At 40.8% G+C, this 26,186-nt stretch carries 20 protein-coding genes; 6 read left to right on the forward strand and 14 right to left on the reverse strand.

What is annotated here, in order from left to right:
• Positions 1 to 85 precede the first annotated feature (85 nt).
• Entirely contained in the window at positions 86 to 2,557 is a 2,472-nt protein-coding gene (locus FTV50_RS06735; RefSeq protein WP_180023920.1) for an LPS-assembly protein LptD, read from the forward strand.
• Positions 2,557 to 3,864, forward strand: a complete 1,308-nt coding sequence (locus FTV50_RS06740) for a peptidylprolyl isomerase (RefSeq protein WP_180023921.1) — start codon at positions 2,557 to 2,559, stop codon at positions 3,862 to 3,864. Before FTV50_RS06735 ends, FTV50_RS06740 begins: the two co-directional genes overlap by 1 nt.
• Before the next feature lie 154 nt (positions 3,865 to 4,018).
• On the opposite strand, the gene hfq is transcribed toward FTV50_RS06740, so the two are convergent.
• The 4 genes from hfq to tsaE form a co-directional block, all read right to left on the reverse strand.
• Entirely contained in the window at positions 4,019 to 4,528 is a 510-nt protein-coding gene (gene hfq / locus FTV50_RS06745) for an RNA chaperone Hfq (protein ID WP_180023922.1), read from the reverse strand.
• Between the two features lie 92 nt (positions 4,529 to 4,620).
• Positions 4,621 to 5,565 carry a tRNA (adenosine(37)-N6)-dimethylallyltransferase MiaA gene (gene miaA / locus FTV50_RS06750; RefSeq protein ID WP_180023923.1) on the reverse strand — a complete coding sequence of 315 codons (945 nt, stop codon included), beginning with the start codon at positions 5,563 to 5,565 and terminating at the stop codon, positions 4,621 to 4,623.
• A 6-nt stretch (positions 5,566 to 5,571) separates the two neighbouring features.
• Positions 5,572 to 7,584 carry a DNA mismatch repair endonuclease MutL gene (gene mutL, locus FTV50_RS06755; protein WP_180023924.1) on the reverse strand — a complete coding sequence of 671 codons (2,013 nt, stop codon included), beginning with the start codon at positions 7,582 to 7,584 and terminating at the stop codon, positions 5,572 to 5,574.
• The gene (gene tsaE, locus FTV50_RS06760; protein ID WP_111885072.1) at positions 7,574 to 8,053 is read right to left on the reverse strand and encodes a tRNA (adenosine(37)-N6)-threonylcarbamoyltransferase complex ATPase subunit type 1 TsaE; all 480 of its coding nucleotides are present in this window, start codon (positions 8,051 to 8,053) and stop codon (positions 7,574 to 7,576) included. Before tsaE ends, mutL begins: the two co-directional genes overlap by 11 nt.
• A 135-nt stretch (positions 8,054 to 8,188) precedes the next feature.
• Here tsaE and FTV50_RS06765 point away from each other — a divergent pair, with 135 nt between their 5' ends.
• The 3 genes from FTV50_RS06765 to FTV50_RS06775 all read left to right on the forward strand — a co-directional run bounded on the left by FTV50_RS06765 (position 8,189) and on the right by FTV50_RS06775 (position 10,096).
• Complete coding sequence (locus tag FTV50_RS06765) at positions 8,189 to 9,094, forward strand: pseudouridine synthase (RefSeq protein ID WP_180023925.1); 906 nt, start codon at positions 8,189 to 8,191, stop codon at positions 9,092 to 9,094.
• A 112-nt stretch (positions 9,095 to 9,206) separates the two neighbouring features.
• On the forward strand, positions 9,207 to 9,554 hold the full coding sequence (locus FTV50_RS06770; RefSeq protein WP_078193683.1) for a type II toxin-antitoxin system RelB/DinJ family antitoxin: 348 nt from the start codon (positions 9,207 to 9,209) through the stop codon (positions 9,552 to 9,554).
• Positions 9,555 to 9,652: 98 nt separating this feature from the next.
• A complete protein-coding gene (locus FTV50_RS06775) occupies positions 9,653 to 10,096 on the forward strand; it encodes a GNAT family N-acetyltransferase (protein WP_180023926.1) in 444 nt (147 codons plus the stop codon).
• Between the two features lie 133 nt (positions 10,097 to 10,229).
• Here FTV50_RS06775 and FTV50_RS06780 read toward each other — a convergent pair whose 3' ends face one another.
• Positions 10,230 to 10,949, reverse strand: coding sequence for a pseudouridine synthase (locus FTV50_RS06780; RefSeq protein WP_180023927.1), 720 nt, complete (start codon positions 10,947 to 10,949; stop codon positions 10,230 to 10,232).
• 151 nt (positions 10,950 to 11,100) lie between these two features.
• Between FTV50_RS06780 and FTV50_RS06785 the strand changes: the two genes are divergently transcribed.
• The gene (locus FTV50_RS06785) at positions 11,101 to 11,556 is read left to right on the forward strand and encodes a DUF441 domain-containing protein (RefSeq protein WP_111885075.1); all 456 of its coding nucleotides are present in this window, start codon (positions 11,101 to 11,103) and stop codon (positions 11,554 to 11,556) included.
• Positions 11,557 to 11,582: 26 nt separating this feature from the next.
• On the opposite strand, the gene FTV50_RS06790 is transcribed toward FTV50_RS06785, so the two are convergent.
• The 9 genes from FTV50_RS06790 to hrpA all read right to left on the reverse strand — a co-directional run bounded on the left by FTV50_RS06790 (position 11,583) and on the right by hrpA (position 25,688).
• Positions 11,583 to 12,749 carry a CynX/NimT family MFS transporter gene (locus FTV50_RS06790; RefSeq protein ID WP_257223866.1) on the reverse strand — a complete coding sequence of 389 codons (1,167 nt, stop codon included), beginning with the start codon at positions 12,747 to 12,749 and terminating at the stop codon, positions 11,583 to 11,585.
• A gap of 321 nt (positions 12,750 to 13,070) precedes the next feature.
• Positions 13,071 to 14,081 carry a sensor domain-containing diguanylate cyclase gene (locus FTV50_RS06795; RefSeq protein ID WP_180023929.1) on the reverse strand — a complete coding sequence of 337 codons (1,011 nt, stop codon included), beginning with the start codon at positions 14,079 to 14,081 and terminating at the stop codon, positions 13,071 to 13,073.
• Positions 14,082 to 14,334: 253 nt separating this feature from the next.
• The gene (locus FTV50_RS06800) at positions 14,335 to 14,601 is read right to left on the reverse strand and encodes a gamma-glutamylcyclotransferase family protein (RefSeq protein ID WP_227591810.1); all 267 of its coding nucleotides are present in this window, start codon (positions 14,599 to 14,601) and stop codon (positions 14,335 to 14,337) included.
• Between the two features lie 69 nt (positions 14,602 to 14,670).
• Positions 14,671 to 15,591, reverse strand: coding sequence for a LysR family transcriptional regulator (locus tag FTV50_RS06805; protein ID WP_078189020.1), 921 nt, complete (start codon positions 15,589 to 15,591; stop codon positions 14,671 to 14,673).
• Positions 15,592 to 15,835: 244 nt separating this feature from the next.
• Positions 15,836 to 17,551, reverse strand: coding sequence for an AAA family ATPase (locus tag FTV50_RS06810; RefSeq protein ID WP_180023930.1), 1,716 nt, complete (start codon positions 17,549 to 17,551; stop codon positions 15,836 to 15,838).
• A 96-nt stretch (positions 17,552 to 17,647) separates the two neighbouring features.
• A complete protein-coding gene (locus tag FTV50_RS06815; RefSeq protein ID WP_180023931.1) occupies positions 17,648 to 19,663 on the reverse strand; it encodes a hypothetical protein in 2,016 nt (671 codons plus the stop codon).
• 212 nt (positions 19,664 to 19,875) lie between these two features.
• Positions 19,876 to 20,643, reverse strand: a complete 768-nt coding sequence (locus tag FTV50_RS06820) for a 1-acyl-sn-glycerol-3-phosphate acyltransferase (protein ID WP_180023932.1) — start codon at positions 20,641 to 20,643, stop codon at positions 19,876 to 19,878.
• Positions 20,644 to 20,654: 11 nt separating this feature from the next.
• On the reverse strand, positions 20,655 to 21,770 hold the full coding sequence (locus tag FTV50_RS06825; RefSeq protein ID WP_078193691.1) for a beta-ketoacyl-ACP synthase III: 1,116 nt from the start codon (positions 21,768 to 21,770) through the stop codon (positions 20,655 to 20,657).
• Between the two features lie 30 nt (positions 21,771 to 21,800).
• A complete protein-coding gene (gene hrpA / locus FTV50_RS06830) occupies positions 21,801 to 25,688 on the reverse strand; it encodes an ATP-dependent RNA helicase HrpA (protein ID WP_218950721.1) in 3,888 nt (1,295 codons plus the stop codon).
• Positions 25,689 to 26,186: the final 498 nt, after the last annotated feature.

Below are 26,186 nucleotides of genomic sequence, written 5' to 3' on the forward strand. Positions count from 1 at the left end.
GTGCTAAGTGTAGCTACTTATCAACTTTTTCTCTATGATGCGACAATAATTAATTGCGATTAAGCATACCTGGTTAATGAGACAAATGAAGCATCAGTTTAAATTTAATCCTTTAGCGACTGCGATCTTAACCCTTCTATGTGGTAGCTCGTTACCAAGCTATGCAGCACCTGTTTCAAACCCGTCCACGGATGACGATACAGAACAACTCAAACAAAGCATTTCAGAAGCTTATCCGGGGCAGCAGTTCTTCGAACAATATTATGTCGATAAATCTGCACCTGAAGCACAGATTCGCAACACCAATCAATTAAGTTCTGCGTTTTGTACAGGCACCTGGATTACCCCAGTTGCTCCAACAACGAAAGCAGTCGCACCTGAAGATGCAACCTCTACCATTACCGCAGACTATGGTCATTTTGACCCGAATGGCGACTCCATTCTTGAAGGTAATGTTCTGATTGACCAAGAAGGTCGTCAAATTCGTGCCGATCAAATCAAAATTGATAAAACCCAAACCTATGCCAATGCTTCTGGCCGCGTACAAATGGCACAGTCAGGGCTGATTTCTCAAAGCGATTCAATAGATTACAATTTAAAAACCCAACAGGGTGATTTAAATAACAGCTTCTTTATTGCTGAACAGCAGCATGCGCATGGTCGTGCTGAAAAAATTTCACGTACTTCAACCGAAACACTCGAATTAGAAAACGCTGTTTATACCACTTGTCCACCCGATGAAAAACCAACGTGGAAAATTCAAGCAGACAAAATTAAGCTGAATCAAGAAACTGGTCGTGGTGAAACCAAAGGAACAACACTTTATGTAAAAGATGTTCCTGTCATGGCTGTACCCTACTTCAACTTCCCGATTGATGACCGCCGTACCACAGGTATTTTGACCCCAAGCTTTGGTTTTACCAATGACGGTGGTATTGAGCTTGCAGTACCGATTTATCTGAATCTTGCACCAAACTATGATGCTACGGTAACACCACGTTATATTGCAGACCGCGGTCCAATGATGGAAGGCGAATTCCGTTATTTGACCAAAAACTTTGGTTCAGGGATGGTGTGGGGTGGTTATTTACCATCCGACCAAAAGTATGGCGATCAAGATCGTAAAGATTTACATTTCCTACATAACTGGAAAATTAACGATCAATTTACAACCAATTTAGAATACAATTATGCATCTGATAAAGACTATTTCTCAGATCTCAATAATAATCCAAACTCAAAAACTGACCTGAACTTACGCCGTGCATGGGAACTCAATTATAAAAATGGTATCCCTGGCCTAAAAGCACAGCTCAAAGTGGAAGACTTCCAAACACTGGATAAAACTGTCAGTGATGAAGACCGTCCATATGCGCGCTTGCCGCAATTCCTACTGAACTACAAGACTGGTAATCCGCTCGGCTTACAGTACGAATTTAACAACGATACGGCTTACTTCAAAAAGAACTTACGTAGTAATAATATTCCAAGCAATACTGGCGATTCGCCAATGTATGAGCCAAGCGGCGCACGTATTTATAACGACTTTAGTGTACGTTATAACTATCGTAACCCATGGTCTTTTGTAATACCAGAAGTGTCTATTCGCAACGTCAACACGATTTACGATCAAGACACCGTTAATGCACAAAACATTAGTTCATCAAATGAAAGTAAATCGGTCGTTGTACCGCAATTCACTTTAGATGCGGGTCTTGTGATGGAGCGCGAAGGTCGTTATCTTCAAACCTTAACGCCACGCTTCTTCTATGCGTATTCTCCATACAAAAACCAAGACACTAATCCGAACTTTGACTCAACTACAGCGTCAATTAATTATGACCAGTTATTTAGTCCGCGTCGGTTCTATGGTAATGACCGTTTAGAAGACAACAACTTCGCATCTCTAGGCTTGAGCTATAGTTTATTTGATGATGTTGGTCTTGAGCGTTTAAAAGCCAGCGTTGGTCAAAGTTTCTATTTTGAAGACCGTCGTGTCACACTGAACAACGTCTCTGATAAATTTGATACCGAACGCCATACCGGCCCTGTCGTGAGCATTTCTAGCCAACTATCTGACAGCATCAGTGTGAATGCCAATTCAGCATGGATGGCGAATGGTGATAATGCTCAGCGCGATATTCAAATGTATTACACAGGAAATAAAGGCAATTTATACAATGTCGGTTATTTCTATCGTAAAGACATTCCTAACCGCCAAGACAGCTATGACCAAGCAGTAGCATCGTTTATTCAACCTATACACAATAACTGGCGTATTATTGGTCATGCACAATATGACCTCGACAACAGTATTGCGCGTGAATATTTACTGGGTGTGAACTACGAGTCATGCTGCTGGGGTGTTTCAGTTTATGGTCGTTCGTACTATAACGATTTAGATGATGTAACATCTTCAGATGTTAAACCAAAACGTGCCATTATGGCGGAGTTCACTCTAAAAGGTTTAGGTGGCTTCAACAATAAATTAACCTCTTTGCTTGAAAACCGAGTGTTGGGTTTTAACAATATTAATCAATCTTGGACAGAACGTTAATGAAGACAAAACAGTTAAAACAAATTTTTAAAGCGTCAGCCTTGGCACTTTGCCTATCAACTTCTGTATCTGTATTTGCTGCTGCGCAACCTAAAGATGAAATTGTAGCTGTCGTTGACAATAGCGTGATTCTACGTAGTGATCTTGATCAAAGCATTGCCGAGATCACTCACCAACTTCAAGCAAAAAAACAAACCATCCCACCGACCGAATATTTGCAACAACAAGCTTTAGAACAGCTGATTACGCGCCAAGCACAGCTTGAACAAGTTAAACGATATAATGTCAAAGCGGATGAAAAATCACTCAATGAAGCTGTACTTAAAGTTGCAAAAGACGCAGGCTCTCCAAGCTTAGAAGCGTTTCAGCAAAAATTAGATGCTGTTGCGCCAAATACCTATGCAGGTTTACGTGCACGCATCGCTGAAGACATCGCTTTACAACGTCTACGCCAACAGTTGGTCACTTCTCGCATTCAAATCAGTGACCAAGATGTGAAAAACTTCTTAAGCTCACCACAAGGTCAAGCTGCGTTAGGTAATCAAGTTCATGTCTTACATGTACGTGTAGCTAGCAGTGATAATGCCGTTAAAATCGCGGAAGATATTCGTAAAGAACTTGCAGCAAGCAATGATGTAAAAGCGATTACTAGCAAATACAGTACCAAAGATATTAAAGTTGACGGTGCCGATATGGGCTTCCGCAACTTATCTGATATTCCAGATGAACTTGCTGCACGTGTAGCCCCTTTGCAAGTTGGTCAAACCACTGAACTAATTTCAGTACGTGATGGCGTTCATGTTTTAAAATTGGTCGACCGTAAAAGTGGCGAACAAAAAGCCATTGTTCCTCAATACCAAACTCGCCATATCCTGATTCAACCATCTGAGGTCGTGAGTCCTGAAAATGCCAAGCAAATGATCGACAACTTGTATAATCGCCTGCAAAAGGGTGAAGATTTTGCGGTCTTGGCTTCAACGTTCTCGAATGACACTGGTTCTGCTGCCAATGGTGGTAGTTTAGGTTGGGTTAGCCCAGGTGTTATGGTTCCAGAATTTGAAGCAATGATGAAATCAACAGCGAAAGGTGAAATCAGCAAGCCTTTTCAGTCACAGTTTGGTTGGCACATCCTTCAAGTGACCGATACACGTCAACAAGATATGACACATGAAGTACAAGAACGTATGGCCCGTCAGATTTTAGGTGAGCGTCAATTTGACACTGAACTGGACAGCTGGTTACGTGAAATTCGCAACAATGCTTATGTTGAAATTAAAGATCCTACTCTAGATCGTAAAAAGAAATAAGTGAATAAATAAAAAAACCAGCTTCGGCTGGTTTTTTTATGTCGATTCTTATCATCATTCAGCACTTTAGTAATTATTACATACCCGTTATGAAAACAATCTACTCTTTTATAGGCAAAAAAAACCTCCCATTTGGGAGGTTTTTTTAACTCAATTAACGATTGTTGTTTTCGTCGTCTTGAGCATCTTCAAATTTAGTTTCGCCATCAAAACCAGCATTTTGACCGCCGAAGCCACTTTGACCGCCAAAGCCACCTTGACCACCAAAGCCACCTTGAGCGCCAAAGCCACCTTGACCACCGAAGCCACCTTGACCACCGAAGCCACCTTGACCACCGAAGCCACCTTGACCACCAAAGCCACCTTGGCCACCGAAGCCACCTTGTTGACCGCCGAAGCCGCCTTGTTGACCACCGAAGCCGGCAGCGCCTTGAGCACCAGCAGGAGCACCAGCAGGACGTGGGTTACGTGCTGGAACAACAGTTGAAATAGCGTGTTTGTAAACCATTTGGCTTACAGTATTTTTTAATAAAACAACGTATTGGTCGAAAGATTCAATATGACCTTGTAATTTAATACCGTTGACAAGGAAGATCGACACAGGAATACGTTCTTTACGGAGAGAATTTAAGAACGGATCTTGTAAAGTTTGACCTTTAGACATGTTATAACTCCAAAAAATAATAAAAATCAGCGCAAAAGCTACCTTTACTTTTCAATTAAAAATTATCAAAAAGGTAGTCTGTAAATTTTGCTTTATCCGTAGCACTTTCGCAAGTCTTCTTGAGCCTGCTGCGCAGTTAAATATGTAGTAAATTTATGCATTTCTTGCAAAGATCTTAACCAAGTATATTGACGTTTTGCAAGTTGTCGTGTTGCAAAAAGTGCCTTATCCTCCATTTCACGCTGTTTTTCGCTACTTTGATCACTATTTTTCAAAAAATCTAAAGCTTGACGATATCCAACTGAGCGCATAGAGGGTAAATTTTCATCTAAATCGTATTTTTCAATGAGAGCTTTCACTTCATTTAAAAATCCAATTTCCCACATTGTTTTTAGACGTTGAGCTATACGCTCATGTAATTCTAATCGGTCTGGCAATAATGCGTAATTATGAAAATTGTAACGGTATGGTACGTTTTTAGGTTGCTCAGCTTGTAACTGCGTAATGGGTTTACCTGTTAATTTAAAAACTTCGAGCGCACGGATAATTCGTTGCTTATCACTCGGTTTAAATTTTTCACTTGCCAATGGGTCTACATTGCACAGTTCTGCATATACAGCATCCCAACCTTGCGACTCAGCTTTGGCTTCAATTTCAGCACGTACAGCATAGTCTGCACTTGGTAAGTTTGAAGACAACCCTTCCAATAAAGCTTTGTAATACAACATTGTACCACCGACTAAAATCGGTGTTTTACCTCGTACATGCATATCATCAATCAGTACACACGCATCTTCCACAAAGTTCGCTGCCGAATACACCTCTAGCGGACTGATAATATCAATCAAATGATGTGGATATTTCTCCAACTCAGCTTTACTCGGCTTGGCCGTACCAATATCCATATCCTGAAAAACCAAAGCAGAATCGACAGAAATTAATTCAAATCCACCTTGCTCGTATAGTTCACATGCCAAGGCGGTTTTACCGCTTGCAGTTGGTCCCATTAAGTTTATGACCGGCAATTGATTTGACATGTAAAACTACTCTCCCCGAGCAAAAAGTTTATCTAGCTGTGCCAATGGAAACGCACGCCACGTCGGACGCCCATGGTTACATTGGCTGGCAAATTCAGTTTGTTCCATCTGACGCAGTAATGCATTCATTTCAGATAGACTTAAAATACGGTGTGCGCGTACAGCGCCGTGACAGGCCATGCCTGCCAATATTTGATCACGCTTTTGTAGTAACCCTGCAACCTGATCACTTGGGTCTAAATCATTTAATAAATCTGGAATCAGCGCATCAAAGTCTGCTTTATGCAAAATGGCAGGAACACCTCGGACAATGACTTGCTCATCGCCATATTGGTCTATTTCTAAACCTAGGCGTGCCAATTGTTCTTTGAGCTCATCGACGCGCATCGCTTGCATCCGACTGATACTGACGACTTTAGGAATCAGCAACTGCTGTGATGTCCAAAACTCAGGTTTATCCCAAGCTGTTTTCATCTGTTGCAAAACAATGCGTTCATGTGCCGCATGCATATCAACAATGATTAAACCTTCGGTGTTTTGGGCCAAAATATAAATACCATGCAATTGCGCAATGGCAATCCCCAAAGGATGCTCATCAACTTTCTGCTGAATATGTTCAGCTAAAGCGGTATCCGGATCATTTAACGACTCAGTTTGACGTAAAGGCGCTAAATAACTTTGCAATGCATTATTGAGCTGTCTGGAACCCGCTATATTTGACTGATATCCAGTGCTATTGTTCGACGCATTTGAATATTGCTGTGTATAAGTTTCCTGACCTGTTGGCGCATGATTTGAAGCATATTGCACCGTTGCTGGCGAACTAAAGTCAGTAAGTCCACCTGCGATCTCTGGACTGACAAAATTTGTGCCTTGCTCTGCAACTGGCTGAGGTTGATGTAATGAAAATTGTTCCTGATGACGCGGCTGCGGAATAATATTTTCGTGTGCCTGCCCATCAAGTTTCATTGCAGATGACAATTCGGCGGTCGCGGTTTGAAATTGCGCTAATGTCGATTTGGCAAAATGACGAACAAACTCATGTACTTCACGTTGATTTAGAAACCGAATTTCATGCTTGGTCGGATGCACATTCACATCGATATTTTCAGGATCAACTTCCATAAACAACAAATAAGCGGCATGTTGATGTCCATGCAAAATACCGTCATAAGCCATCCGAAGTGCATGTGAAACTGTCTTGTCTTTTACGATACGTCCATTCACATAGACGTATTGCATATCGGCTTGCGCACGTGCATCTGAAGGATGGCCTAACCAACCACTGAGACGCATATTGACGCTATCAGCATCTATCCAGTACGCATTTTCAGTAAATTGACGGCCTAATAATTGTTGTACCCGCTGAAAACGGAGCGCGCCACTGTCTGCAATAGGCAAGTTCAGCTTAATACTATTGTTATGCTCAAGGACAAAACGTATATCAAAATGGGTCAGTGCCAAACGACGGACAATTTCTTCGATATGTCCAAACTCAGTCCCCGGTTTTTTGAGGAACTTACGCCGTGCAGGCACATTAAAAAATAAATCTTGCACACGGATGGTGGTGCCTTGCGTCGCTGCCACAGGCTGAATTTCTTGCGAATCAAATGCGGTGCCATTTACTTCGACCTGATAGCCTACACCGTCATCATTTTGGCTACTGGTCAATGTCAAACGAGACACCGCAGCAATCGAAGCCAAGGCTTCCCCACGAAAACCTAGACTTACAATGGCATGCAAATCTTCAGCAGTTTGGATTTTACTTGTGGCATGGCGCATGACCGCCAAAGGTAGATCTTCAGGGTGAATACCCCGACCATTGTCTATTATTTCAATCAGTGTACTGCCGCCTTGTTCAATACGAACAATCAGCTCAGTCGCCCCTGCATCAATGGCATTTTCCAGTAATTCTTTGACCACAGAAGCAGGACGTTCAATCACTTCCCCTGCGGCAATTTGGTTGGCTAAGGCAGGATCAAGCGTTCGAATGCGGCGGGCACTGATTTCATTCAGCATGGTTAAATTTTTGCTCCAAAGCGTTTTGCAAAGTTTCTGAAGAAGAGCTTAAAGTTGCTGTACGGGTGCTTTCATCCGCAGACTTTTCAATATTAATAATTAAATCAGCTTCAGGGATTTCGTCGCCCCCTTTAGATGGCCATTCAAATAAAAATAGGGCGTTCGGCGTTTCTAAATAATCACGGATACCCATAAGCTCAAGCTCATAAGGGTCATTCAGACGATATAAATCAAAATGAAAAATATCTTGTCCTTGAATATTGTAAGGTTCAACCAATGTATAGGTTGGACTTTTTACCGCACCTTGATGACCCAAGTGTTGTAAAAAATAACGTGTTAACGTGGTCTTTCCTGCACCCAAGTCACCAATTAAATACGCTACACCCGTCGTAAAATGCGTCGCCAGTACGGTAGCTAAGTTTTGGGTATCGACTTCACTATTAAGTTCCAGACTGAATGAATACTGCATATTACTCACAACATGTACATAAGAATTAAATATGATAGCATCGCACTGGCTAAAATGAATATGTTCACACTATAGATTGAGCATTTTTCATGATGTGTTCTCTGCTTTATTTGCTCAGTTTTTAGATCTTTCTTCATGCACAGTTTTGAATTTACTCCCCCAATGATCAATGGTGTTAGTGCCAGTAAAGTCTTCCTTGACGGTCAACACACACAAGCCACAACGGTCTATGCATATTTGTGTGAGCAATTTCCTCATATCCAAGCAGCAGAGTGGCAACAACGATTTAAGGATGGTCTAGTCTATGCTGCAGATGGTGACGCTTTAACGATAGACAGTCCTTTTGAAGCAAATCGTCATGTTTATTATTATCGATTCTTAGCGCATGAAATCCATGTTCCCTTTGAGCATCAGATTTTATTTGAAAATGATCATTTCATCGTGGTCGATAAACCGCATTTTCTCACCATGAGTCCGACCGGTCAGTATGTACAAGAAACCTTGTTGGTTCGACTCAAAAAACAAACGCAGCTTGAACACCTAACACCGATTCATCGTTTAGATCGTGAAACTGCCGGCGTAGTTCTCTTCTCCAAATGTGTCGAAAGCCGTGGGCTATATCAACAGATGTTTGCCAAGCGGCAAGTTCAAAAAACCTATCATGCCATTGCAGCTTATCGAGATGACTTAAATTTCCCAATCACAACTCGCTATTGCATGGAAAAAGGTCAGCCATTTTATACCATGCAACTGGTAGATGGTGAGCCAAATAGTGAAACATACATTAAGCTCATCCAGCAGCATGGAAACCATGCAAAGTATGAATTAAAACCCTATACCGGCAAGCAACACCAACTTCGTGTACATTTAAATGCTTTGGGCATTCCAATTCAAAATGATCCCTTTTATCCAATAGTACAACATAAGGCAGATGACGATTTCAGCCAACCTTTACAACTACTTGCGAAACAGCTTGAGTTTATCGATCCTGTGACAGAGCAGGCTTTTCAATTCAGTTCTGCCTATGAATTGACACTGTAAATCGATTGTCATTACATTAAATTGATAAAATACTGCCAAACTTTCTTGAATTTATAACAGTTTTGATTAGAATAAATGCGAAAAGTTAAGTATTTAAAAGCTTTCTAAGAATATGAGAAAAACTGAAGTCTACCAAATCCGTCTCGATTCACAGGAAAAGAAACAGGCCTTTGCCGTGTTTAAACAATTAGGCATTACACCTGCACAGGCTGTACGTCTATTCTTTAAACAAGTTGTTTTAACCAAATCGATCCCCTTCTCTATTGAAAACCAAAATATCAATATTGAACAATTGATTAAGTTACGCAAATTAAAACAACAAGAAGCCCAAGCTATTTCAACCATTGAAATTAGCCCTGCTGAATTAGAAATTTTAAATAATGATCCATTATTAGATGATGATCATCTCGACTTGTTTGAAGAACTCAATGCAATTTTGGGTGAAGGTGACAAAACTTAACACTGTCGCATTTATAAACAATTTATAAATCAACCAATTTCGAAATTTCGATATGCTTCATGCAAGACTGATAAAAATAGCATGGAGTATAGAAAAAAATGATCGTTCGACGCGCAACAGAAGCAGACCTTCAGCCACTTGCTGTTTTATTTGATGAATATCGCCAATTTTATGGCACCTCTTCTAATCTTGATATCTCATATAAATTTCTAAGACAACGTTTTGAAAATAATGAAAGCGTAATTTTTATTTGCTTAAAAGATGATGTCATTACTGGGTTTATCTTACTGTATTTAGGCTTTTCATCTGTAGCTTGTTCAACCTACTATATTTTAGATGATGTCTATGTCAGCCCTGTATATCGTCGTCAAGGTTCAGCCAAACAATTGATCGATACTGCGGTTCTCTTTGCTCAACATGAAGGTGCGCTTCGAATCAGCCTCGAAACTCAAAAAAATAACTATCACTCACATCAACTCTATGAATCGATGGGCTTCATTAAAGATGATGAATTTCAAACCTATCATTACTTTATTCGCTAATGCTCTGCTAGGCATTAAAAACATCATCAACGCATATTAGAAACGCATCTTTAAATAATTAGCATACATATTTATGGGCTTTAATACCGCACATTCATCCTTCAAATGATGACCTATCAAAGCCCAGTACCCATTACTGTAGAGCGATATTTTCGCGAAATTTCGATTGTTCAATCTGCGCTGCATTCAAATAGATCCATTCACCCTCAGCTAGATCATCAAGCTTTAATTGTCCTATTTGAGCACGATGTAAAGTTTCAACTTTATTGCCGACAGCCGCCAACATCCGCTTCACTTGATGATATACCCCTTGATGAACAGTTATTTGCAATTGATGTGAAGCCAATAGCTGTACGTCGGTTGCAGCAAAGATGCCTTTTTCGTTTCGCAGCTCCACGCCTTGTTCTAATTGTTGTATTTGCTCAGGCGTCACAGGATCTGCTGTATGCATTGAATATACTTTGGCAACATGCTTTTTAGGGTGTGTCAGCGCTTGTAGATATTGACCATCATCCGTGAGCAGCAACAGTCCAGTGGTGTCTTGATCCAGCCGCCCTACGCATTGCAAACCACGATTTAACAGCACATCATCAAATAATTCAAAAACACTAAAATGATGGGTTGCCTGATGCGAACATTCATAACCTTTGGGTTTATTTAACGCAATATATATATGCTCACGATAGACATAGTCCTGACCATATACACTATAAGTTAAATCATTTAAGTCCAGTTTTTGCTTTGGATTATCTACAATCTCACCGTGTATTTCGACCGCACCATTTTTAATCAACTGTTGGCAATATTTACGCGAACCAAAACCTTGTGATTGCAGCATTTTTTCCAAAAACATAGAACAACCTAATAAACACCATATATTGCTATTTTATACTGAACAACGAGCCAACTTGCAGGAAAAATAGCGGAAATGATCTTGAACGCCAGTTTTTAATGTTTCTGCGCTACACTATTGATTATTTATTGAAGTTTCTCACGAATATCCTATGTCCCAGTTGGATTTAAATCTGATCGTGTTATTGGTGTTATTGGCTTGTGGCATCTTTAGCCACAATACAGCGATCACCATAGCAGCAGGTGTCTTGATTGTTTTCCGCATCACGCCTTTAAGTGAATTTTTCCCCTATCTGCAACAATATGGCTTAAACATTGGCATTATTATTTTAACCATTGGCGTACTCACGCCGATCGCTAGCGGAAAAATACCCGGTGATTCGATTTTAAAATCCTTTTTAAGTTGGAAATCCCTCGTCGCAATCGCCATTGGCATCTTTGTCGCATGGCTAGGCGGACGTGGTGTCAAACTGATGTCGAATCAGCCAGATGTTGTTGCCGGACTACTGATTGGGACAGTCGCAGGTGTTGCGATGCTGCGTGGTGTACCCGTCGGCCCACTCATTGCAGCAGGTATCTTGTCGCTACTGATTGGGATTAAGCAATAAGGCTGTTACTTACATAAAATAAAATTTTAATTTGAGCCATGCTGCATTTGAAATAAACGTCGACTAAGTATGATTCCAACGAATGACAACGCTGACATCAAGATACCTGCCCAGAACCACGCTCCAGTCTGTGAAACTACGGTGGCAATCACAGGCGGCAAAACAAATTGGGAAATGGCAGAACATTGTAAAATCATGCCGACCGTCGTACTGATTGCCGCGGGATAAGGTGCAAAATGCAGTGCTTGCGCAAAGACCGTCGCAGCAACTAAGCCACCAAAAAGCGAAAAACTAAACACCGTTAAATATTGCAATAAAAACGGTAACACATCTTTAAAGAGATAAAACCCTAAGGAGCAAATGATCAAGACGGCAAAACCCAGTTGGACTAAAGTTTTAGCTTGAAAACCACGCTGTAATAACAGTCCACACCCCCATGTGCCCACTGCATTCGCAACGGCAACACTGGCTGTTAAAGCGCCTGCCAATTCAGCTGAAATTTGGTTTTGTGCATAAATCATCGGTAAGAAGCCCACCAATGCAAACCATTGCCCTGCATATGTCCCAAAAATGAGCGCCAAAAGCCATGCTGCAGGATGTTTCAAGGTATCTCTAATGAGACCAATAATAGGTGTTGTATTCAGCGCCACATTAGGCTGAGGAATAAACATAGCGATACAGAGTAGTAATGCTGCAGTAATCATAGCGAAACTGAGCCAAACCACACTCCAGCCATATTGAGCAATTAGAAATGGCGCAACCAATAAGGCTATGCCCATACCTCCGCCCATATAAGCACTCCACAGTCCCATCTTTGCGCTGATGTGCTGTAGCGGTACAAGCTGACGGATAAATGCAGGCCCTGTGAGTGTCACCAATAAGAAGCCAAAGCCTTCTATGACACGCAGAAGCAACAAGGCATCAAAGCTTTGTGCAAAACTCCCCCATGCACTTGCCATCGTTAATAAACTTAAGCCTAGTAATATACATAGCTTAAATCCAATTTTTTGGATATAACTACCAATCAACAATGCAAAGCACATTCCTGCACCCTGTACTAGTGAGAGCAATAAACCAGACTGAATAAAGCTAATGCCGAGTTGCTGTTGTAATACAGGTATTGCGGGCGGTAATTTCCCGATATGCATTGCAGCAATAAAACCTGCCGCAATAATGAATAAATCTTTTGACATCCCTTTCATTGAATTGTCATGCTCTTTTCGCCATGCAATAGTGCACAGCTTAACAATTCAAAATATTATTTTGAGTCAAAAAACAAATGACCTTAGATGATTTTTCAATTATTTAATCATCTTGCACCGTCACATGCTAAGCGCACTTTGATTTAAATTAAAAAACGATACTTAGTCATGTCATCTGCAATTGTTTGAGACAACACGTATTCCCATCAAAAATGTTTTTTCTGATACTTTCAATAATTTGGCGGTAGTGAAGGAATTCACCTGCATAACTATGAGTGAATTATTTAAGCAGTGAGATATTTAGGCAGTGATTTATTCAGGATTGATTTGTTTCCGTTCACGCTTATTGGCGTACATTTTTAAATCAGCCATTTCGACCAATTGATCGATGGATTGGGCATCCTCTGGAAATAAAGCCATGCCAATACTGGCACCAATTTTCAAACTCATTTGCTCGAATGCAAATGGCAGTCCGCAACTTTCTGCGATTCGATTCATCGCCGTTTGCGCACGCTCTAAGTTGGCAATATTGGTTAAAATCACAGCAAATTCATCACCGCCCAAGCGTGCAACCAAGTCATCTTGACGTGTTTCACGCAAAATGCGCTGTGCAACTTCTTTCAGTGCAGCATCCCCAATGCGATGTCCAAACTGATCATTAATCGGTTTCAGACCATCCATATCAATCATCAAGATACCCAGTACTTTTTTCTGCGCACGTGCTTTTTCTATCCCTTGGCGTAAAAAGTCGACAAACAAAGCCCGATTGGCTAAGCCTGTTAAGCTATCTTGAGTCGCCAATTTATATAACTCTGTCGCACCGAAACGTGTCGCATGGTACATCGCCGCAGCGATCAACTCAGACATCAAACTCAATATATGTAAATCGGCTTCCTGAAAGGCATCGACTTGGTCAGAGTAAATCTTTAAAACACCGACACCTTCATCACAATGAATCAATGGCACCACAGCCATCGAACGCAACCCTACACGTCGACATGCCACGCGATCTACCCGCGCATCTGTTTCCGAATCTTGGCAATACAGTGTTTGTTTTTGCGCAATACATAGACCTGATAAGCTGTTTTCAATATGAAGTCTTAAACCCAGTAAATGGCTCGCCCCGCCAGACACTGCACGATAGACCATATCACCATCTTCAGCCAACTCTACAACTGCACCTTTAGCATGTGTAATCTGCTGCGCCTGTTCTGCGACCACGGTCATCACTGCATTTAGATCTAAACCCAATTTGGCAATAGCTGTCTGAGTTTGAATCACAGACATGAGTTGAGTTGGTGATGGTTCTATAGTATTCGGCATGATTGAGCTCAAACAGGGTTCAGTGTGAGATACAGCTCAATTCTAAAAATTATTCATCCACTTGTATAGCAATCTTAAAGTGATTTCTGTGCATTCAAGCACTTTAGATACAACTCATTGAGATACTACGCTTTAAAAGAAAATGCACTCAAGGAAACAACAGAGCAAGCAGAATCATCGATAAATATTTCGAAGGTTAGGGAAAGTCATAATGTATGGATGACCCACGTATTTTACGACTCTCCCCTCAATATTATTTCAAAGCGTAAATTTCACTCTGCATCCATTCTCCGCCTTCCAATTGCACATCAACAGCCACACGTTGATATTCAGCACCTTCAAATTCATCTAAAGCCGCCCAATGAGCTGCTAAGTTTTCAGAGATAAAAACATAGCCTTCAATGGCTTGACCTGCCTTCGATAAACGAATACCCGGACTGCCCATCGCCGCACCCCAGCCTTTATGTTCTAATTCACCCCAAACTACACCTTTCTTCCACTCGCCACCAATACGCTCCATCACGTGTGCATTGGGCTGACCTAGACGTCATGTCCCGTATACAAAAAGACTCTGAGTCATAGCTCCTCCTTAGTTGGAATAATATTGATTGCGTTTTTGTGAGAATTTCGCCAACTGTTTTAGGAAGCCTTCAAAATAGCTTTTTTCAGCCTCTTCGGTACGATAGCCTGCGTACAAGGTCCGTCTTAAACCTTCAGGTGAAACACAATCTAAACGTCGAGAGGTCACCCAACCTTTTTGCTCATATTCATTCACGACCCAATCAGGTAATGCCGCGATGCCACGACCGCTTGCAACCAACTGAATCAGCATCTGGGTCAAATCTGTGGTACGTACGTGTTTAGGCTGAATATTGGCCGGTAAAAATAATTTCGCCATGATATCTAAACGATGTTTATCAACCGGATAGGTAATCAGCGTTTCTTCTGCTAATTCTTGAACAGTCACATTTGTCGCACGAACCAATGGATGTGTATTCGACAATACCAAACGAGACTCATATTCAAAGATTGGGAAATATTCCACACCTTTTAAATTAATCGGATCTGCCGTAATCAGAAGATCAAACTCGCCAGTTTGTAATAGTTCATGCGGATTGGCTTCAAAGCCAGAAGCAAAGTCCAAATCTACATCGGGGTATTGCTGACGGTAGACATTCAATAACGGCATCAGCCAGTCAAAGCAACTATGACATTCTGAAGAAAAAATAATTCGGCCAGTTTGACCATGCACAATACGTGTAATGTCCGATTGCGCAATTTGAACTTGCGGCAAAATGTCATCGGCAAGGCGTAGTAAACGTTGCCCAACATTCGAAAAAGTAACAGGACGTGTGCGTCGGTTCACCACCTCTACCCCATACCAATGATCTAGCTCTTTCAACTGGTGTGAAAGTGCAGAAGGCGTTAAACACAGATCATTAGATGCAGCGACCAAAGAACCGTGTTCTCTGAGTGCCAATAAGGTTTTGAGATGGCGTAATTCCAACATGATTGTTCTCAACTAAACTTGGGAGCAACTTTGCAATCGAATAGTTTTCGCAAAGCATTAATGAATTATACTCATCTTATCATTATTTTATTAAGTTTTATTCATTTAAAGTTTTATTTGGAACTTTAACCACCAATTCATCGTTTTTAAGCAGATGCAAAGGATGAAAATAAACACGATGTCCCTTATTAAAAAAGCCAGATTGATCAATCTGGCTTTAAATGTATGTAATCCAAAGAATGTGTTATTCCACAAATAATAAAGCCAAACGAACTTGGTCATATCCCATGCGTGGACTGGTCAACTCCACAATTGGGCGCAGCTTAACCGTGCCGTCATCATTATAATGTGCTGGGTCTTGTCGTTTCGCCAAACGTTTATAGATTTTACGCACCTGCTCAACCACGTCTTCTCCCGGATGTGCCACCGATATATCTAAACCTTGCTCTTTTTGCAGACGAGCCAAATGGTTAATAATCGTAGCTGGTGTTAAACCACGCTCCACTGCAATATCTTGAATTTCATAACCTTCTTCAAACAATTCACGAGTTTGATCTAAAGTCGCTGTGGCAAAGCTTTGTTTCGCACCAGTTTTGGCATTTTTCTTTTCATTGCGCTCGATTTCCACTTCATTCAGTGTTCCGCCACAGTGGCGAATAAAGGCTTTATGTTGTACTGTTAAATCAGCCTCTGCAAAATTGGTTTCCGCTTCATCAGAAAGTTCCTGAAAGCGTCGATCGGCTTTAATGGCCAAACTGTCGAGTTCTAAGGCTTGTTCATTAAAACCAAGTAAACGCAAACCATCTAATGTTTTTAAACGCGACAATGCCACATAACCCTGACCTTTCTCAAAAGTATGGGTCAAGTTAATTTCAGCCGCTGCAAGGGTCATCCCTTGAGATTTATGAATGGTAATCGCCCAGGCCAAACGTAGTGGAATTTGTTGGAAACTGGCAATGGTTTTACCATCATCATTATCGACAGACCATGTTTCAGGTTCGACCACCAAGGTCGTGCCGTCCGTAAGTTTTACTTTAGGCAAGATGCCATATTCATCATCTTCTTCAAAACCTATCACTTCACCGAGGCTGCCATTGATATAGCCCACGTCAAAGTTGTTTTTTACAAACATCACTTTGGCATTTTTCTTTAAGGTCAAAGTTTCCGGCGCACGCACTGAAGATTTTAAGGTTTCGATCAGTTTATCATTACCATCACATTGGGCATCAAACTGGCGAGATTCTTGCTCAATTTCATTTAGATGTTTATAGTTAATACTATCTACATCCATATTATGGGTATACAAGCGCGTAAAGGTTTCACCTATATTTTGTGAACTTGTCTGCCTTAAAGCATGCAAATGATCGCCCGTAATTTGCTGAGCACGAATCGCATTTAGAATATCATTGAGATAGTCATTACCCTGACGATGTTGTTCGGTCAAATAACACACGCGAAACTTCGCTTCTACCCATGCCTCAGACATAAAGCAAAACTTGTCACGGTTTAATTCACCTTTGCGTCCCACAGGGGGTAACTGGAAGAAGTCACCTGCAACAATGACTTGAATCCCCCCAAAAGCATCTTCACTGTCTTTAAAAAATTTTAAAACTTTATTCACCAAGTTTAATTGCTTGGCATGCAACATCGAAATTTCATCGATGATTAAAACTTGGGCATTTTCCAAATGCTCTTTTAAATATTTACGTTCTTTTAAGCGCTTTAACTCATCTTCGGAAATCGCATCTTTAATCCCAATCCCTGCCCATGTATGAATTGTCATGCCATTCATATGGGTTGCAGCAATCCCTGTAGAAGCCGTAATTGCCACCGGCACTTTGCGCGCTTTTAGATAATTGATGTACTGATTTAAAGTATAAGTTTTACCTGCACCAGCCGAACCTGTTAAAAACACATTTTCGCCTGCTTTGAGCAGCTTGAGTGCAGTTTCTTGTTTCATAAGACCTATACCGTAAAAGAACGGCTATAGCCTAACGATTTTTGACTCAAAAGTTAAGCGCACAACACAGTTTACTAAATCCGTATTTCGCCAATCTTACTTTAAGCTATTGAACCTATTTAAAAATTCTTTGGCGATATTTACTTTTTCTATTTCTGCTTGGGTATTATTTGAATACTCGAGTTGATCAAAAACCAAAATGTGGTTTTGCACATGACAGCCCAAAGTCATCGATACATGCAAAATGGGATGGTACATATGAAAAGCTACATATACTCTTGCAATGATACTGGCGCTATAACTTGATGCCAAACAATGTTTAAATTGAATAGATTCATCAATAATTCGATCGATGGTTTTTAATTCTTCAAAGACCCACTCTTGAAAATATATTTTGTCTTCTGTTGTAAATGGCTGCCAAACCGTTGTCGTAAATTGACGTTTTAATTGAGTTAACACTTCCTGCTTTTGTTGCTTGGCATGCCAATGTACCGCCTGATGAAAGACTCCATTCCACGTAATATTTTTTGGGACTGTATGACCTGTAGAATAAGTCGCACTGACATAATCACGCACATAGGCATCAAATACAGATACTCTTAAATTAGCATGCTTTAAATAAAATAAATTTCGAAAATCCTGCAGTTGAATTTTATGCTGTCGTAACATACTTAAAAACTGGCGATTTTCTTGGGTTTCTGGACGGATATAATCCATCAAAGCCTGCGGTAAATGCTGCGTACAACGTACTAAATGCTGCAGATAGGCCTGCATAATACGGCTCAAGGGTAGATAGACTTTTTTTATGGCCTGATCCTCTGCACCCAAAACCTGTCGCATTAAGATCAACCATTCATCTAAATACAAAATCGATGGGCTGATCACTACACGATGATCATCATGCTGCTGATATTTTTGGTGTAAAACAAACTGCAGATTTTTTTCTTGATTAAACCAATCATGTTCATGCGCAATCGTATGGCAATTTTGAATAAATAAGCGCGCTGCAACAAATTGAAAATGTTGTAAGGTCGCAAGAATCAATGCGGGATGAATATACTGCGTATCGACAAAACTTAATGCCGTTACAGCCACTCGTACATTACTGTGTTGAAAATTACGACTCAGCCAATCCAATACTTCGGCTGACTGCTTAAACATCCATCGCACTGCACGATTGTTATCGAGTAAAGGGAGTTTTCCACATTTTTTTTGCCAAATAGCTGTGGCTTGCACAAAATTGCTATGGCTTAATATGTCCTGCTCTGCCCAAACATCCCGATGCATCAAACGAATAAAACCCAGCAAATTGGGACGCTCATATGCATGGTCGAGCAACAAAATAATATCTTCTATATGTTCATTTAATTCTTGTAAATTGAACCGATCTTCATAGCTCAAACTCATGATCCTGTATATTGTCGGATCTAAAAATTGTGCTGTAGCAAAACAAATCTCGTCCAAACTATCCATCAAGAGCTGTATCGGCAATATTTCAGCTTCTGTAAGTGAATTGAGCGCAAACATCTGCTCAATCTTTTGCATCAACCAATGGGGTAGACAGATTTGGCATTCGATATACGTTTGTAATAGCGGTGTCTGATAAATCTGCTGCTCTTGCATCAGCTGATCAAAAATTTGCGCTTCAACTGCTGTCATCTGTGCTAAAAACTGCTGAACACGCGCTGGCCCATTTAGATGTTGAAAAATCGACTGTAAGATCAATTGTCTAAATTGCTGTGCTTTTTCTCTGAGCAAGAGTGAATGTTGCGGCTTTAGGTCGCCAGTAAAAAAATACAATTCATGAAATAAGAAATCTTCTATTGCCTCAATACATGGCACTGTCGAATGCAATTCAGCAATTTTGATGGGTCTAAACGGACTTCTAGGAAACTGATATCCAATCGATTCACGACTTTGTAGTTGTAAGGTACACAGTCCATTACACAGTTGAATGCGGTGCTGCTCTTGTTCAATTTTAAAGATATTTTGTGAATTGAGTGCTGTAGCAAGTTCCATTTGCTCTTGATACAACTGCTTTAAACTTGGAGATATTCGAATAAGTTGCCGAGCAATATGCTCTAGCTGCGGGGTCAAGCTTTTCTTTTCCATCTTCCGCCCTAACGATCGTTGATTATTTTTCAACCTTCACTATAGTCAAAGTTTAATGCTCCGACTACTGCCATTAATCAACCAAATAGCTGTACAAAAGGTCAATACAAAGGCATTCAATAAAAAAGTCTAAAAGCTATTGTTGTGACAAAATTCACCATGATTTTGAGCTGTGACGAATAAAAATGGATGAAGTTGAAGAGTAGTCACTATTATTGATCTGTAGAATGTTGTTCTGAACGGATTTTCTTAAGCTGTTCTATTGCAGTGTAAATATCTTGTTGTAGTGCCTCTCGATAGAGCTTTAAATCCTCTACACTCTGAATATGACTCAAACTTTGACGGGGTAAGAATTGAAAATAGAATGGAATGCGCTTGGGGATAATACGTTTGGGTAAAGACGGAATCACATCACCATGACGTAATAATTTATCGAGTTTTTGTATTTTTAATAGTTGTTTAAACCAACGATGTTCAACAATCACACTGGCATCAAAACCCAGTTCAAAGACTTCATCTCCACCTAAAGCGGCAAAAGGCACGATATCATAATTAAATTCTTGCGCCAGTTTTAAAAAGCCATAACGTTGCTTCCAAATCAGTTGATAGGCTTCCCCTTTTCGCTTCAAAACCTCTCGACCACCACCGGGAAAAACTAAAATGGAATAACCTTGTTGCATCACTGTTCTGACATAGTCCTGAATACCTTGGACTGCACCGAACTTTTTGACCATGCCACGCCAACCAGGCAAATAAAAATGGCTATGATCAGCAATACTGACCACAGCCACTTTATGTTCATTGTAGAGATAATCAATAATCAACGGTGAATCGAGTACACCGTAAATTGTATGATTCCCTACATACATTGCAGGTTTAGATGCATCGATGTATTCAGCGCCTAAAAATGTTGGCGTGAAATACATGCGGGATAAAGCGCTTAAACGCTTTATCCATTTTGCATCATGTTCAACCTGCAAATGCGCCGACCTTAGGCAGCATCATGTTTTTGAACAAGTACAGAACCTACTGAGTAGCCTGCACCAAATGAGCAAAGTACACCATACTCGCCATGGCTTACTTCATTCGCAGTACGGTGCAATGCAATAATGACACCTGCTGATGAAGTATTGGCAAATTCATCAAGAATGATTGGCACAAGGTCTGGCTGAGCATGTTCTTTACCCACAACCAGTTTCAGAATCAATTCATTCATGCTGGCATTTGCTTGGTGTAACCAGAAGCGTTTTACATCTGTTGCCGCAATTTTATTGTCATCCAATTGCTTAGTGATCATTTTCGCCACTAATGGACACACTTCTTTAAATACTTTACGACCGTCTTGACGGAAACGGTTGTTGTCGATGTCAGCATCGACTTCACTCATATTTAAGTAACCGAAGTTGTTACGAATGTTGTTTGAGAACTGAGTAAACAGGTCAATATCCAACACTTCAAAACCAGCTTTGGTTTCAGTTTCTTCAATGATCGAAGCCGTTGCAACGTCACCAAAGATGAAGTGACAGTCACGCATACGGAAATCTGTATGACCAGATGTGATCTCAACGTTCACCAATAACACGCGACGAGCGCCTGATTTGATCGCGTCATAGGCTTGCTTGATACCAAAAGTTGCAGCTGAACATGCAACGTTCATGTCATAGGCATAACCCTGAATACCCAACGCAGTTTGAATTTCAATTGAAACGGCTGGATATGCACGTTGAATGTTAGAGCATGACAAGATCACAACATCGATGTCTTCAGCAGTCACGCCTGCATTTTCCATCGCTTGCTTTGCAGCAGCTACGCCCCATTCCGCTTGAATAGACAATTCATCATTTGAACGTTCATGCAATACTGGACGTAAACGTTTTGGATCTAAAATACCGCTTTTTTCAGCAACATAACGTGCTTTTACGCCAGATGCTTTTTCGATAAATTCTGCACTTGAACCACGGCGCGCTTCTAGCTCACCGGCTTCAATTTTTTCAGCATTATCACTGTTGTACTGTTCCACATAAGCATTTAAAGCTTCCACTAACTCTTCGTTAGTAATTACGTCTTCTGGATGATAAAGACCTGTACCCGTAATGCGGATGCCCATGTAAAACTCCTTTTAGAAATTACCTATATCTTAACTGATTCCGAGCTTATCCCATACTTTTTGCAAGCGGGATGGAGAAATTGGCATCTTGGTCTTCATTGGTTGAGAGAAAATAGAGATGCGTAACTCCTCAACCATGAAATACAATTCTTTAAGGCGAGTGTCATTTTTAAACTTAAATAATTTTTCCATCCATGGGTCAACTTGATCAATGGCAGAATTGTCCCTTTGTAGGTTATTTGGCAAGCGGTCTAAACGCAAGACTAATGCCTTCAAATATCTTGGAAATTCGAGCCACACATCGGAAGTTTTGCCATAAACGAAATCTGAAAGTTGCATCAAATCGAGTTGATCTTCAATGTCATCAATGTTCTTTCCAAACACAGAATCATCTAAAACCAACAATTTCCGACGTATATCCTGCCATTGAATATAGGTTTCAGTTAAAACGGCTAATGCTTGTTGCCCATGGGTTAAGAAAGATTTCTTTACATTTAAAATCAGGTTTTGGTACTCCTGCACATTGACAGGTAGCTCATTTATTGCAAGCTGAAGTGTGGCATAAACTAACATTTGCTCTAGTTTGGCTTTGTCACCTAGCGGTGAATAAGCCAATGCCAAGGGTTTAGAAATCTGTTTTTTCAACTGACGAACTAAGTCACCCAACTGCATATGAACCAAACGAATGATCCCTTCGCGGTGTTGTTTGACTGCTTCAAATTGGTCATTGAAGGTCTGAATCACCACACCAGATTCGTCTTTGGCATCCAACTCTGCAAAGCCTTTGATTGGAACAAGCGCTTGGTATTGTTTCACCACCACACCCGTGACTTTTTGTGATGCTTCGAACACAAAATTATCAGGGAAGGTTTTAAACTCACCTTTTAACTGTTTGACTGGGCTATGAGTTTCCGTACGACAGCGTGCTTTGAGTTCGTCTAGATCACGACCTTGCTCAATCACACGGCCTTTTTCATCAATGACTTTGATTAAAGGCAGCAGATATTGCTCAACACGTTCCCAAGAAAAGTCTTTGTCTGTGATTTGCTCACCACGCAGTTGGAACGCCAAGAAACTAAAAATATGCTCGCGCAAATGCACGGCATCGACACGATCCATTAATTTACGCGCTGTATCAGGTATTGGCACCAAGTGACGGCGTTTATCCTTAGGCAGTGCTTTAAGTAAAGCTTCAATCAGGTCTTGTCGCCAACCAGGTATACCCCATGACCAAATATTTTCATCCACTTGCGGCAAAGCTTGAACTGGAATTTTGACCGTTGCACCATCTTCATCATGACTTGGGTCAAAACGATAACTTGCAGCCAAACGCAGTTCACCATTTCGTAGGTAGTCTGGAAATTGCTGGGTCGTTGGACGGTCATTCATCCAAAGCGCATCATCATCGATAAATAAATGCCGTGGATTTTTCGGTTCTACAGTTGCACGCCAGTCTTCAAAACTACGACGACTTGCCACCTCTTCAGGCACTTTTGCAGCATAAAATTGGTAGATGGTTTCTTCATCCACCACCAAATCACGACGACGCAGTTTATCTTCAACGCGCTCAACTTCTTCGAGTTTTAATAAATTGTGTTTTAAGAATGGTGGCGTAATACCCAAATGCCCCGTCGTCAACGCATCGCGTAGGAAAATTTCATGCGCCGCAGGATGATCTACTTTTTCATAATTAATCTGACGGCGTGGCTCAATAATTAAACCAAACAAAGAAATTTGATCATAAGCATTCACCACACCAGATTTTTTTGACCAATGGGGTTCAAAATAATGATGCTTCAATAAATCGCCTGCAGCCAATAGAATCCATTCAGGTTCAATTTTCGCCAACGTTCGAAGATATACCTGAGAGGTTTCAACCATCTCAAAAGCCATGACCCAAGGTGTATTGGTTTTATGCAAGGTTGATGCAGGGAAAATACGTGCCTTTTGCTGACGCACTGCCATGAACACATTACGTTCATCGGTTTTGTTGGCAATAAATGAAAGTAAACCCGTTAATAGCGCACGGTGCAGATTTTCATAATTGGCTTTCTTTTCATTAAAGGACAGTTTTAAGCCCTGAGCCAAATCCACCAATTGCTCATGGGTTTTTTTCCACTCACGGAGGCGTAACCAACTCAGGAAATGGTTGCGTGCAAATGTACGACGCTTATTTTCACTCATGTCACGGTTGGCAACCAAAGCTTCCCATAATTTGATATAGAACAAGAAATCCGAGTCAGCTTCACGAAACAAAGCATGTTTCTGATCGGCCTGCATTTGTTTATCCGCAGGACGTTCACGTGGATCTTGTACCGCTAAAGCAGCGACAATAATCAAGACTTCATTTAATACGCCAAAATGCGCTCCACCCAAAATCATCCGTGCAAGACGCGGGTCGATTGGCATTTTCGCCATTTGCTGACCAATTTTGGTTAAAGCACCATTTTTATTATTCGCATGTTTTGTGCCTTGTTTTGCTTGGCTATCTGAAGCAACTTGCGGTGCATACGCCGATTTTTCTTTTAAAGCACCTAATTCAATTAACAGCTTACGACCATCATTCACCAAACGATGATCTGGCGGCTCAATAAAATCAAAGTCTTCTAATTCACCAAAGCCCAAACTTTGCATTTGCAAAATAACCGAGGCCAAGTTGGTTCGTTTAATCTCCGGTTCGGTAAATTCAGGACGACTCATAAAGTCTTCTTCTGAATACAGTCGAATACACACACCCGGTGCAATACGACCACAACGACCTTTGCGCTGATTTGCTGCCGCCTGTGATACAGCCTCAATTGGTAAACGCTGTACACGTGAGCGATAGTTATAACGGGATATCCGTGCAAAGCCACTATCAATTACATAGCGAATATTCGGTACAGTTAAAGCCGTTTCCGCCACGTTGGTGGCAATAATAATCCGTCGCCCACCGCCTGATGGATTAAAGATCTTTTGCTGTTCTGCCAAAGCCAATCGAGCATATAAGGGTAAAACTTCGGTATGTCGTGGCCCAAACTTTTGCAGTGTTTCCTGTAACTCACGAATTTCTTGTTCAGTGCTGGCAAAAATCAAAATGTCGGCATGTTCAGGATGACCTTTTTCCTGCGCATCTTGAAAACATTCTTCTACTGCCGACACTACGGCACGGGGTAAATTTTCTTCAAAATCGTCAAATTCATCATCATCACTGCCAACAATGCTCAGCTCTGAAATCGGACGATAACGGAGTTCTACCGGAAAGCTTCGACCTTCGACTTCAAAAATGGGGGCCCCATTAAAGTAATTCGAGAAGCGGTTTACGTCTAATGTCGCGGAGGTAATAATGACTTTGAGATCTTTACGACGAGGCAAGAGTTGTTTGAGATAGCCCATAATGAAGTCGATATTCAGCGAACGTTCATGCGCTTCATCGATAATAATCGTGTCATATTTATTTAAGAATCGGTCATTGGCCAGTTCAGCCAATAAAATACCGTCGGTCATCAAACGAACGATGGAATCTTGTGAACCTTGTTCATTGAAACGAACTTTAAAGGAGATCGACTCCCCTAGCTTTTCGCCCACTTCTTCGGCAATACGTTGCGAAACGCTACGTGCAGCCAGTCGACGAGGTTGCGTATGGCCAATCAAACCCGTTAAACCACGACCGGCAAGCATGGCAATTTGAGGCAACTGTGTGGTTTTACCCGAACCCGTTTCACCTGCCACAATAATCACTTGATGCTTTTGAATCGCGTCAATCAGTTTGTCCGCATACTGCGTAACAGGTAAGTCTTGATTTAATTTAATATTGGGAATGCGGGCAATCCGTTCGCGCACTTTCGCATTCGACTTTTCCAACAAATCTTGAAATTTTTCAGGATTGGCCTCTTTGCCTTTTTTCAGCCGACTTAAGCGATGGCGATCACGAACCATGACCAATTGATCGACATTTAACTGACTTGGCACAGATGCATTATCCTAATAATTAAAATAGAACCGAATATTTTACGCTGTATGTAAAAATAGTGAAAGATGAATCTATTTTTTGCGTGCCTGAAACCAATAGGTAAAGCCGAACAGAATAAAATGATAAAAAACTAAAATTGCGGCCAATAACCAATAATTGCCAAATGCTTCTATACTGTCATGTAATAGCTGATAAAATAGCACTGTATAAGACATACTCAACGGCACAATTAAAAACATCAATAAAGTGAAGATCAAGAAATGATGAACAGATTTTGCTAAGCACAAAAAAATTGAAAATAAAATGCAAATCTCCCCAATAAAAATAAATAAAAGAGGTTCATCCGATGAAGAACCATTCATTTCAGCATAATAATTAATTTGATTCGGGCTAGCACCTTGAAATGAAAGCACATTCTTGATTCATCCAGTACAGAATAATAAAGCCACATGCTGACTAGAATA

It is taken from the genome of Acinetobacter sp. YH1901134, from assembly GCF_013416965.1.
Lineage (GTDB): Bacteria > Pseudomonadota > Gammaproteobacteria > Pseudomonadales > Moraxellaceae > Acinetobacter > Acinetobacter amyesii.

Bases quoted from the DNA above. Each gene is read 5' to 3' on its own strand.
- FTV50_RS06735 (WP_180023920.1), top strand. From the start codon at position 86: ATGAAGCATCAGTTTAAATTTAATCCTTTAGCGACTGCGATCTTAACC.
- FTV50_RS06740 (WP_180023921.1), top strand. From the start codon at position 2,557: ATGAAGACAAAACAGTTAAAACAAATTTTTAAAGCGTCAGCCTTGGCA.
- hfq (WP_180023922.1), bottom strand. From the start codon at position 4,528: ATGTCTAAAGGTCAAACTTTACAAGATCCGTTCTTAAATTCTCTCCGT.
- miaA (WP_180023923.1), bottom strand. From the start codon at position 5,565: ATGTCAAATCAATTGCCGGTCATAAACTTAATGGGACCAACTGCAAGC.
- mutL (WP_180023924.1), bottom strand. From the start codon at position 7,584: ATGCTGAATGAAATCAGTGCCCGCCGCATTCGAACGCTTGATCCTGCC.
- tsaE (WP_111885072.1), bottom strand. From the start codon at position 8,053: ATGCAGTATTCATTCAGTCTGGAACTTAATAGTGAAGTCGATACCCAA.
- FTV50_RS06765 (WP_180023925.1), top strand. From the start codon at position 8,189: ATGCACAGTTTTGAATTTACTCCCCCAATGATCAATGGTGTTAGTGCC.
- FTV50_RS06770 (WP_078193683.1), top strand. From the start codon at position 9,207: ATGAGAAAAACTGAAGTCTACCAAATCCGTCTCGATTCACAGGAAAAG.
- FTV50_RS06775 (WP_180023926.1), top strand. From the start codon at position 9,653: ATGATCGTTCGACGCGCAACAGAAGCAGACCTTCAGCCACTTGCTGTT.
- FTV50_RS06780 (WP_180023927.1), bottom strand. From the start codon at position 10,949: ATGTTTTTGGAAAAAATGCTGCAATCACAAGGTTTTGGTTCGCGTAAA.
- FTV50_RS06785 (WP_111885075.1), top strand. From the start codon at position 11,101: ATGTCCCAGTTGGATTTAAATCTGATCGTGTTATTGGTGTTATTGGCT.
- FTV50_RS06790 (WP_257223866.1), bottom strand. From the start codon at position 12,749: ATGTCAAAAGATTTATTCATTATTGCGGCAGGTTTTATTGCTGCAATG.
- FTV50_RS06795 (WP_180023929.1), bottom strand. From the start codon at position 14,081: ATGCCGAATACTATAGAACCATCACCAACTCAACTCATGTCTGTGATT.
- FTV50_RS06800 (WP_227591810.1), bottom strand. From the start codon at position 14,601: ATGGAGCGTATTGGTGGCGAGTGGAAGAAAGGTGTAGTTTGGGGTGAA.
- FTV50_RS06805 (WP_078189020.1), bottom strand. From the start codon at position 15,591: ATGTTGGAATTACGCCATCTCAAAACCTTATTGGCACTCAGAGAACAC.
- FTV50_RS06810 (WP_180023930.1), bottom strand. From the start codon at position 17,551: ATGAAACAAGAAACTGCACTCAAGCTGCTCAAAGCAGGCGAAAATGTG.
- FTV50_RS06815 (WP_180023931.1), bottom strand. From the start codon at position 19,663: ATGGAAAAGAAAAGCTTGACCCCGCAGCTAGAGCATATTGCTCGGCAA.
- FTV50_RS06825 (WP_078193691.1), bottom strand. From the start codon at position 21,770: ATGGGCATCCGCATTACGGGTACAGGTCTTTATCATCCAGAAGACGTA.
- hrpA (WP_218950721.1), bottom strand. From the start codon at position 25,688: ATGGTTCGTGATCGCCATCGCTTAAGTCGGCTGAAAAAAGGCAAAGAG.